This is a genomic window from Streptomyces sp. MnatMP-M17, from assembly GCF_900091995.1.
Lineage (GTDB): Bacteria > Actinomycetota > Actinomycetes > Streptomycetales > Streptomycetaceae > Streptomyces.
On the sequence record NZ_FMDK01000011.1, the window covers coordinates 1 to 9313 of the forward strand.

At 69.4% G+C, this 9313-nt stretch carries 8 protein-coding genes; 2 read left to right on the top strand and 6 right to left on the bottom strand.

Annotation, left to right across the window (positions count from 1 at the left end; translation table 11 throughout):
• Positions 1-1003 (bottom strand): serine/threonine-protein kinase (locus GA0115259_RS00575; protein WP_237539661.1); only part of this gene is annotated, 1003 nt, incomplete at its 3' end.
• 245 nt (positions 1004-1248) lie between these two features.
• Positions 1249-2955 (bottom strand): glycerol-3-phosphate dehydrogenase/oxidase, encoded by a 1707-nt coding sequence (locus GA0115259_RS00580; protein WP_093589154.1) that lies wholly within the window; start codon positions 2953-2955, stop codon positions 1249-1251.
• A 272-nt stretch (positions 2956-3227) separates the two neighbouring features.
• Between GA0115259_RS00580 and GA0115259_RS00585 the strand changes: the two genes are divergently transcribed.
• Both GA0115259_RS00585 and GA0115259_RS00590 read left to right on the top strand, forming a co-directional pair.
• Positions 3228-4490 (top strand): nucleotide sugar dehydrogenase, encoded by a 1263-nt coding sequence (locus GA0115259_RS00585; protein ID WP_093589157.1) that lies wholly within the window; start codon positions 3228-3230, stop codon positions 4488-4490.
• A 98-nt stretch (positions 4491-4588) separates the two neighbouring features.
• Positions 4589-5077 carry a hypothetical protein gene (locus GA0115259_RS00590; protein WP_093589160.1) on the top strand — a complete coding sequence of 163 codons (489 nt, stop codon included), beginning with the start codon at positions 4589-4591 and terminating at the stop codon, positions 5075-5077.
• 86 nt (positions 5078-5163) lie between these two features.
• On the opposite strand, the gene GA0115259_RS00595 is transcribed toward GA0115259_RS00590, so the two are convergent.
• The 4 genes from GA0115259_RS00595 to GA0115259_RS00610 all read right to left on the bottom strand — a co-directional run.
• A complete protein-coding gene (locus GA0115259_RS00595) occupies positions 5164-6288 on the bottom strand; it encodes a GuaB3 family IMP dehydrogenase-related protein (protein WP_093589165.1) in 1125 nt (374 codons plus the stop codon).
• Positions 6289-6438: 150 nt separating this feature from the next.
• On the bottom strand, positions 6439-7941 hold the full coding sequence (guaB, locus tag GA0115259_RS00600; RefSeq protein WP_093589168.1) for an IMP dehydrogenase: 1503 nt from the start codon (positions 7939-7941) through the stop codon (positions 6439-6441).
• 216 nt (positions 7942-8157) lie between these two features.
• A complete protein-coding gene (locus GA0115259_RS00605) occupies positions 8158-8733 on the bottom strand; it encodes a sigma-70 family RNA polymerase sigma factor (RefSeq protein ID WP_066949642.1) in 576 nt (191 codons plus the stop codon).
• Positions 8734-9057: 324 nt separating this feature from the next.
• Positions 9058-9313 (bottom strand): response regulator transcription factor (locus tag GA0115259_RS00610; RefSeq protein WP_141716406.1); only part of this gene is annotated, 256 nt, incomplete at its 5' end.

Here is a 9313-nt window from a genome sequence, read left to right on the forward strand (position 1 = left end):
TGTCCTCGACGGGCAGCGGCGGCAGCGGTACGACCCGGGTGGCGGGGCCCGGCTCGGGCGCGCCCGGCGGCTGTTCGGGTGCCTCGATGATGTCGTTCAGGAGCGCCCGCGCGCCCGCGTCGTCGAGCCGCTGCGCCGGATCCTTGGCCAGCAGCCCGTAGATGACCTCCTCCAACGGGCCCGCATTCTTGGGCGGATCGAGCGGCTCGGTCATCACTGCGGTGAGCGTGGCGATCGCGGAGCCCTTGTCGTAGGGCGGGCAGCCCTCCACCGACGCGTAGAGCAGACCGCCGAGCGACCAGAGATCGGCGGCGGGCCCCGGCTTGTGGCCACGGGCGCGCTCCGGCGAGATGTACGAGGGCGCGCCGACGAGCATGCCGGTGGAGGTGACCGACGGATCGCCCTCGACCTGGGCGATGCCGAAGTCCGTGAGCACCACGCGCCCGTCCTCGGCGATCAGCACATTGGACGGCTTCACATCGCGGTGCAGAATGCCCTCGCGGTGCGCGGAGCGCAGTACGTCGAGGATCGCGAGCCCGACCTCGGCGGCGCGCTTCGGTGTCAGTATGCCGTCCTCGCGGACGGCCTCGGCGAGCGACTTGCCCTCGATCAACTCCATGACGATCCAGGGCCGGTCGTCCTCGTCCACGACGTCATAGACCGTGACCGCGCCGTTGTTGCGGATCCGGGCGATCGCCTTGGCCTCGCGCAGCGTACGTGTGATGAGCCGACGCTTCTCGTCCTCGTCGATGCTGGAAGGGAACCGCAGCTCCTTCACCGCGACCGTACGGCCGAGCGTCTCGTCGAGGGCCCGCCAGACCGTGCCCATACCGCCACGGCCGAGCACCGCGCCGAGCCGGTACCTGCCCGCGAGCAGACGCCCTTCCGGGCTGCCTGTGACGCTGCCGACGGCGCCGGAGCTCTTCGCCTCGTCCCGGACGCTCTTCTCCTCGTCCCGCTGAGGCTCCTGCGCCGTGTCCCGCGACTGCTTCGACTCCGACATGCGTCCCCTCTGCGATCCCTGATCCTGGCCCGCGACTGCCGCCCGCCCGCGCGGTGCCGTAACGCGCCCTGACAGAGCCTTCATTGTCCCTCACTCCTGGACCGTCACCGCTCCCGGGGCCTGGGTACATCATGGCCTTGTTCGCACTTGAGACAAATGTGCTGGGTACGCGTGTGCCTCATGGGAACGGAGTGACAGAAGATACAACGAACCGTGAACGCAGCCGGCTCCGCTCTCCCCCGCCGTCAGATCGCCACGATGTCCGGTGCGCCGAGCCGAGCCGCGTCCGCCGTCTGGTCGTCCGGCTGCCGCTGCGACTCCCGCTCCGCCTCCACCCGCTTCTCGTAATACTCGACCTCCCGCTCGATCCGGTCCTTGTCCCAGCCGAGCACCGGTGCCATCAGCTCCGCGCACTCCCGCGCGCTGCGCGTGCCGCGGTCGAAGGTCTCGATCGAGATCCTGGTCCGCCTGGTCAGCACATCTTCAAGATGGCGTGCTCCTTCGTGCGAGGCCGCATAGACCACCTCGGCGCGCAGATAGTCGTCAGCCGCCGCCAGCGGTTCGCCCAGACCGGGATCGGCGGCGATCATCTCCAGCAGCTCCTCCACCAGCGTCCCGTACCGGTTCAACAGGTGCTCCACACGGGCCACATGGATCCCGGTGCGCGCGGCCATCCTCGCCCGCGCGTTCCACAGCGCGTGATAGCCCTCCGCGCCGAGCAGCGGAATGTCCTCCGTGACACACTCCGCCACGCGCTGGTCGAGGCCGTGCACCGCCTCGTCCACCGCGTCCTTGGCCATCACCCGGTACGTCGTGTACTTACCGCCGGCAACCACCACCATGCCCGGCACCGGATGCGCGACCGTGTGCTCGCGCGAGAGCTTGCTCGTCGCGTCCGACTCGCCGGCGAGCAGCGGGCGCAGCCCCGCGTACACGCCCTGGACGTCGTCCCGGGTCAGCGGGACGGACAGCACCGCGTTCACACGCTCCAGCAGATAGTCGATATCGGCGCTGGAGGCCGCCGGATGGGCCTTGTCGAGATCCCAGTCGGTGTCGGTGGTGCCGATGATCCAGTGGCGTCCCCAAGGGATGACGAACAGGACCGATTTCTCCGTACGCAGAATCAGCCCGGTCGCGGAGTGGATCCGGTCCTTGGGCACAACGAGATGGATGCCCTTGGAGGCCCGGACATGGAACTGTCCGCGCTCGGCGATCAGTCCCTGGGTGTCGTCCGTCCACACCCCGGTGGCATTGACGACCTGTTTGGCCCTGATCTCGTACTGGCCGCCCGCCTCCACATCCTGCACACGCGCGCCGACAACCCGCTCGCCCTCCCGCAGAAAGCCCACGACCCGTGCGCCGCCCGCCACCTGCGCGCCATACGTCGCCGCCGTACGGACCAAGGTCGCCACATAGCGCGCGTCATCCATCTGGGCGTCGTAATACTGCAACGCGCCCACCAGCGCGTCCTTCTTCAGACAGGGCGCCACCCGCAGCGCGTGCCGCCGCGAGAGATGGCGGTGGACGGGCAGCCCGCGCCCGTGCCCGGAGGACACCGACATCGCGTCGTACAGCGCGACGCCCGAGCCCGCGTAGAACCGCTCCCAGCCCTTGTGCCGCAGCGGATACAGAAAAGGCACCGGCTTCACGAGATGCGGTGCCAGCTTCTCCAGCAGCAGGCCTCGCTCCTTGAGCGCTTCCCTCACCAGCGCGAAGTCGAGCATCTCCAGATAGCGCAGCCCGCCATGGATCAGCTTGCTCGAACGGCTCGATGTGCCGGCCGCCCAGTCGCGCGCCTCGACAAGTCCGGTCGACAGCCCTCGGGTCACGGCATCGAGGGCGGTCCCGGCCCCGACCACACCCGCGCCCACCACCAGCACGTCCAGTTCACGCTCGGCCATCGCCGCGAGCGCCCGCAAGCGCTCGGCGGGTCCCAGTCTCGCTGTCCTCACTGCTGCCTCCCGTAGTCCCCCGTCTGGTCAGGCTCACCACATCGATTCTGTCCGCACCACACGACTTCAGCCACCGCCTGTGGATAACACCGGTCACACCCGAGGCGACAACGGGAAACACGGAAACGAACACGCGGAGAAACACACTTGCCCGGCCGCGCAATACCGCATAACGGTCATATTTAAGCCTAGTCTGACATTGCGCTTCCCCATTCTGTCCACCGGGCTTGCGCTCACTGTCCACTTCGGCTATGGGAAGGACGGCCACCACCGTGCCCGCAGATCTCGCCGTCATCGGTCTCGGCCACCTCGGCCTGCCTCTCGCCCAGGCCGCCGTGGCCGCCGGTGTCGACACCATCGGCTACGACACCGATCCGTGGCCCGTCGCCGAACTGGCCGCGGGACATCCACCGGTCGAGGGCTCGCTCACCGCCTCCGAGATCCGCCGGATGCTCTCGGGCGGCTTCCGGCCGACCACCAACCCGACCGATCTCGGCCGCGTCCGTACCGCCGTCATCTGCGCGCCCACGCCGCTCGGCGCCGACCGCACGCCGGATCTGAGCGCGGTCGGCGAGGCGGCCCGCGCACTGGCCGCCCGGCTGCGCCCGCACACCACCGTCCTGCTGGAGTCGCCCGTGGCGCCCGGCACCACGGAGGGCTTCCTCCGCACCATCCTGGAGGACGGCTCGGGCCTGCGCGCCGGACGCGACTTCCATCTCGCGTACTCCCCCGGCCGGCTCGACCCGGGCAACCGCACCCATGGCCTCGCCAACACCCCCAAGGTGATCGGCGGTCTCACCCCGGCCTGCACCGAATCGGCCGCCACCTTCTACGGACGGCTGACCGAGAAGGTCGTACGGGCGCGCGGCCCGCGCGAGGCCGAGACCGTCAAGCTCCTCGAAACCAACTTCCGGCATGTCAACATCGCGCTCGTCAACGAGATGGCCGTGCTCTGCCATGACCTCGGCGTGGACCTCTGGGACGTGATCCGCTGCGCCGAGACCAAACCGTTCGGCTTCCAGGCCTTCCGGCCGGGCCCCGGTGTGGGCGGCCACGGCGTACCGATGGACCCGAGCTGTCTGCCGCACGCGGGCCGCACGCCCGGCCATCCGCTCCGTATGGTCGGTCTCGCCCAGGAGATCAACTCACGGATGCCGCAGTACGTCATCCAGCGCTGCGCCACGCTCCTCAACGAGCACGGCAAGTCCGCGCGCGGCGCGCGGATCCTGCTCCTCGGCGTCACCTACAAGCAGGACCTCGCCGACCAGGAGAGTTCACCGGCCAGGGAGATCGCCTGCCGGCTGATGGACCTGGGCGCGACGGTCAGCTACCACGATCCGTATGTCCCCGACTGGCGGGTGCGCCAGGTGCCCGTCCCGCGCGCGGACTCACTCTACGAGGCCGCCGCCGACGCCGATCTGACGGTGCTGCTCCAGCACCACCGTACGTACGACCTCCAGGGCCTGGCGGTCAAGGCGCAGCTCCTGCTGGACACCCGGGGAGCGAGCCCGGCGGGAGCGGCCTACCGGCTCTGATCAAATACGTACGGGAGTGTCGTACCGGACTGCTACTGTCCTGGCCCATCGTGCTCAAGTCATGCGCACGACACTCGTCCCGTGGGGGGATCTTCAGTATGAGTCAGCCCGTTCCACCACCCGGCAACCCGTTCGCCGACGGCGCCGTCCAGCCCGAGCCGTTCGGCGCCCCGCCGGCCCCGGTCCGCGACAACATCGGACTCGGTCTTGTGGCGGCCCTGGTCGCGGCCCTCGTCGCCGCCGGGGTGTACGGCGGGATCGCCGGCGCCATCGAGCGCGAGATCGGCTGGGCCGCCATCGGCGTGGGTTTCCTGGTCGGATTCGCCGCGGGCAAGGTCGGCGGGCCCAGCCCCGTCCTGCCGGTCGCCGGAGCCGTCCTGTCGCTGGGCGCCGTCTACCTCGGCCAGCTCATCGGTATCGCGGTGATCGTCGCGAAGGAGCTGAACGTCTCGGCGACGGATGTCTTCTTCAACAACTTCGGTCTGCTGGGCGACGCGTGGAGCGAGAGCAAGGACCTCATGACCTTCGTCTTCCTCGCGTTCGCCGCGTTCGCCTCGTTCGCGGGCGCCAAGAAGGCGGCCGAGTAAGCACATCGCGGTAAGGGCGTCACCGACGCCGAAGGTGCCCGGACCACGTGCTGGTCCGGGCACCTTCCGTACAGCGCCGAAGAAACTCAGCGGCGGTGCTGCGAGTCCGCCACCGTCACCTCGACCCGCTGGAACTCCTTGAGTTCGCTGTAGCCCGTCGTCGCCATCGCCCTCTTCAGCGCGCCGAAGAAGTTCATCGATCCGTCCGGGATGTGCGAAGGCCCGGTCAGGACCTCCTCCGTCGTCCCGACGATGCCCAGATCCACCAGCTTGCCGCGCGGCACGTCCTCATGGACCGCCTCCATGCCCCAGTGGAGTCCCTTGCCCGGCGCGTCCGACGCCCGCGCCAGCGGTGAGCCGATCATCACCGCGTCCGCGCCGCACGCGATCGCCTTGGGCAGATCGCCGGACCAGCCGACACCGCCGTCCGCGATGACATGCACATACCGCCCGCCGGACTCGTCCATGTAGTCCCGGCGGGCCGCCGCGACATCCGCGACCGCCGTGGCCATCGGCACCTGGATGCCCAGCACATTGCGCGTGGTGTGCGCGGCGCCGCCGCCGAAGCCGACCAGCACGCCCGCCGCGCCCGTACGCATGAGATGCAGCGCCGCCGTGTACGTGGCGCAGCCGCCGACGATGACCGGCACATCCAGCTCGTAGATGAACTGCTTCAGATTCAACGGCTCGGCGGCACCGGAGACATGCTCGGCGGAGACCGTCGTCCCGCGGATGACGAAGATGTCGACGCCGGCGTCCACCACGGCCTTGGAGAACTGCGCGGTGCGCTGCGGCGAGAGCGCGGCGGCCGTGACCACGCCGGAGTCCCGCACCTCCTTGATGCGCTGCCCGATCAGCTCTTCCTTGATCGGCTCGGCGTAGATCTCCTGGAGCCTGCGGTTGGCGCTCGGCCCGTCGAGACCGGAGATCTCGTCGAACAGCGGCGCCGGGTCCTCGTACCGGGTCCACAGGCCTTCCAGGTTGAGCACACCCAGACCGCCCATCTCACCGATCCGGATCGCGGTCGCCGGAGAGACGACCGAGTCCATCGGAGCCGCCAGGAAGGGCAGCTCGAACCGGTAGGCGTCGATCTGCCAGGCGATCGAGACCTCCTTCGGGTCCCGGGTGCGCCGGCTCGGGACGACGGCGATGTCGTCGAAGGCATACGCCCTGCGACCGCGCTTGCCGCGCCCGATCTCGATCTCAGTCACGATGTGTGGCCTTTCGCTCTGCGTCTGCGTTTTCCAGTATCCCCGAACCGCCCCGCGCACCCCCGGCGCATCCATGAGGGGCGGTCCCGTACCACCGGGGCCGCCCCTCATGGACACACTCGCTCAGCGCTCCGTCAGCTCCGTGCCGCGTCAGCTCCTGGTGTAGTTCGGCGCCTCGACCGTCATCTGGATGTCGTGCGGGTGGCTCTCCTTGAGCCCCGCCGAGGTGATCCGTACGAACCGGCCGCGTTCCTGGAGCTCGGGCACCGTGCGTCCGCCGACATAGAACATCGACTGGCGCAGTCCGCCGGTGAGCTGGTGGACGACGGCGGAGAGCGGGCCGCGGTAGGGCACCTGGCCCTCGATGCCCTCGGGCACCAGCTTCTCATCGGAGGCCACGCCCTCCTGGAAGTAACGATCCTTGGAGAACGAACGCTGTTCGCCGCGCGACTGCATCGCGCCGAGCGATCCCATGCCGCGGTACGACTTGAACTGCTTGCCGTTGATGAAGAGCAGCTCGCCCGGCGACTCCTCGCACCCGGCGAGCAGCGAGCCGAGCATCACCGAGTCGGCGCCCGCGACCAGCGCCTTGGCGATGTCGCCGCTGTACTGGAGACCGCCGTCGCCGATGACCGGGACGCCCGCCTCCTTGGCTGCGAGCGAGGCCTCGTAGATCGCGGTGACCTGCGGAACGCCGATCCCGGCGACCACGCGCGTCGTACAGATGGAGCCGGGACCGACACCGACCTTGATGCCGTCGGCGCCGGAGTCGATCAGCGACCGCGCGCCGTCACGGGTGGCGATATTGCCGCCGATGACATCCACCGCGGAGTTGGACTTGATCTTGGCGACCATGTCCCCGACCAGCCGGGAGTGGCCGTGCGCGGTGTCCACGACGATGAAGTCGACGCCCGCCTCGATCAGCGCCTGCGCGCGTTCGTACGCGTCGCCCGCGACGCCGACGGCCGCGCCGACGAGCAGCCGGCCGTCCTTGTCCTTGGCCGCGTTCGGATACTTCTCGGCCTTGACGAAGTCCTTGACGGTGATCAGGCCCTTGAGGACACCGGCGTCGTCCACCAGCGGCAGCTTCTCGATCTTGTGCCGACGCAGCAGCTCCATGGCGTCCACGCCGGAGATACCGACCTTGCCGGTGACGAGCGGCATCGGCGTCATGACCTCGCGCACCTGGCGCGTACGGTCCGCCTCGAAGGCCATGTCACGGTTGGTCACGATGCCCAGCAGCTTGCCGCCGCGGTCGATGACCGGAACGCCGCTGATGCGGAACTTGGCGCAGAGCTGGTCGGCCTCGCCGAGCGTCGCGTCCGGATGGACCGTGATCGGATCGGTGACCATGCCGGACTCGGAGCGCTTCACCAGATCGACCTGGTTGGCCTGGTCGGCGATGGAGAGATTGCGGTGCAGCACACCCGCGCCGCCCTGCCGCGCCATGGCGATCGCCATCCGGGCCTCGGTGACCTTGTCCATCGCCGCGGAGAGCAGCGGGATGTTCACCCGTACGTTCTTGGAGATGTACGAGGAGGTGTCGATGGCGTCGGGCGTCATGTCGGACGCGCCCGGCAGCAGCAGCACGTCGTCGTATGTCAGCCCGAGCGTCGCGAATTTCTCGGGCACTCCGTCGACGTTTGCAGTCATGACACCTTCCCCAAATGGCCTTGATCGGTGCGGATGTCCATGCTAACGGGCTCCACACGCCTCACATTCCACACCCGTGTACCCGATCTTCCGCACCCGGGTGCCGATCACGTCACACACCACGGCCCGTTCCACGATCAGGATCGCAGCCGGTGTCACTGCTCCACCGGCTGATGTCGCTGCTCCATAGCCGCTGTCAGTGCTCCGCAGCCGGTGTCACTGCTCCGCCAGCGCCCGCAGTCTGCTCAGCGCGCGGTGCTGGGCGACCCGGACCGCGCCCGGGGACATCCCCAGCATCTGTCCGGTCTCCTCCGCCGTCAGCCCGACGGCGACCCGCAGCACCAGCAGTTCGCGCTGGTTCTCCGGCAGATTGGCGAGCAGTTTCTTGGCCCACTCGGCGTCGCTGCTGAGCAGCGCCCGCTCCTCCGGGCCGAGCGAGTCGTCGGGCCGCTCCGGCATCTCGTCCGACGGTACGGCCGTGGATCCCGGATGGCGCATGGCGGCCCGCTGGAGATCGGCGACCTTGTGCCCGGCGATGGCGAAGACGAACGCCTCGAAGGGCCTGCCGGTGTCGCGGTACCTCGGCAGCGCCATCAGGACCGCGACACAGACCTCCTGCGCGAGGTCCTCCACGAAGTGCCGCGCGTCGCCGGGCAGCCGACTCAGCCGCGTACGGCAGTAGCGCAGCGCGAGCGGATGCACACGGGCCAGAAGATCGTGAGTGGCCTGTGCGTCGCCGTCGACGGCACGGTGAACGAGCGCACCGATCACCGTGGTCTCGTCATCGCGCATCGGACCATGGTGCCTTGGCGGCTGCTGATCGGTGGCACCGCGTCCGTAGTTGTGCACCGAAGCGTTATGAGCGGGTGCGGCAGAACTCATCCCCTGCGCCCTCCCCTCGCGCTCGTCCGACTCGTCCCCGAGGAACTCCACACCCTCAAGGATGCGGCATCGCGCGGGAAACGGATGCGCACGGGCGTACGTTGCCCCGCCCCGCCCAGGTCCTGTCCGGCTGGACAGGACCTGGGGTCGGACGGGTGGTGCGGGCTTTCGGCCGGCCTCGGCGGGCCTGCCGCCTCGGCGACCTGGCCCGGCGCGGCGGACCGGGCCCCGGTCTCAGCGGACCAGGCCCCAGCGGAAACCGAGCGCCACCGCGTGCGCGCGGTCCGAGGCACCGAGCTTCTTGAAGAGCCGCCTGGCGTGTGTCTTGACCGTGTCCTCGGAGAGGAAGAGCTCACGGCCGATCTCCGCGTTCGACCGGCCGTGGCTCATGCCTTCGAGCACCTGGATCTCACGCGCGGTGAGCGTGGGCGCGGCGCCCATCTCGGCCGAGCGCAGCCGGCGCGGCGCGAGCCGCCAGGTCGGGTCGGCG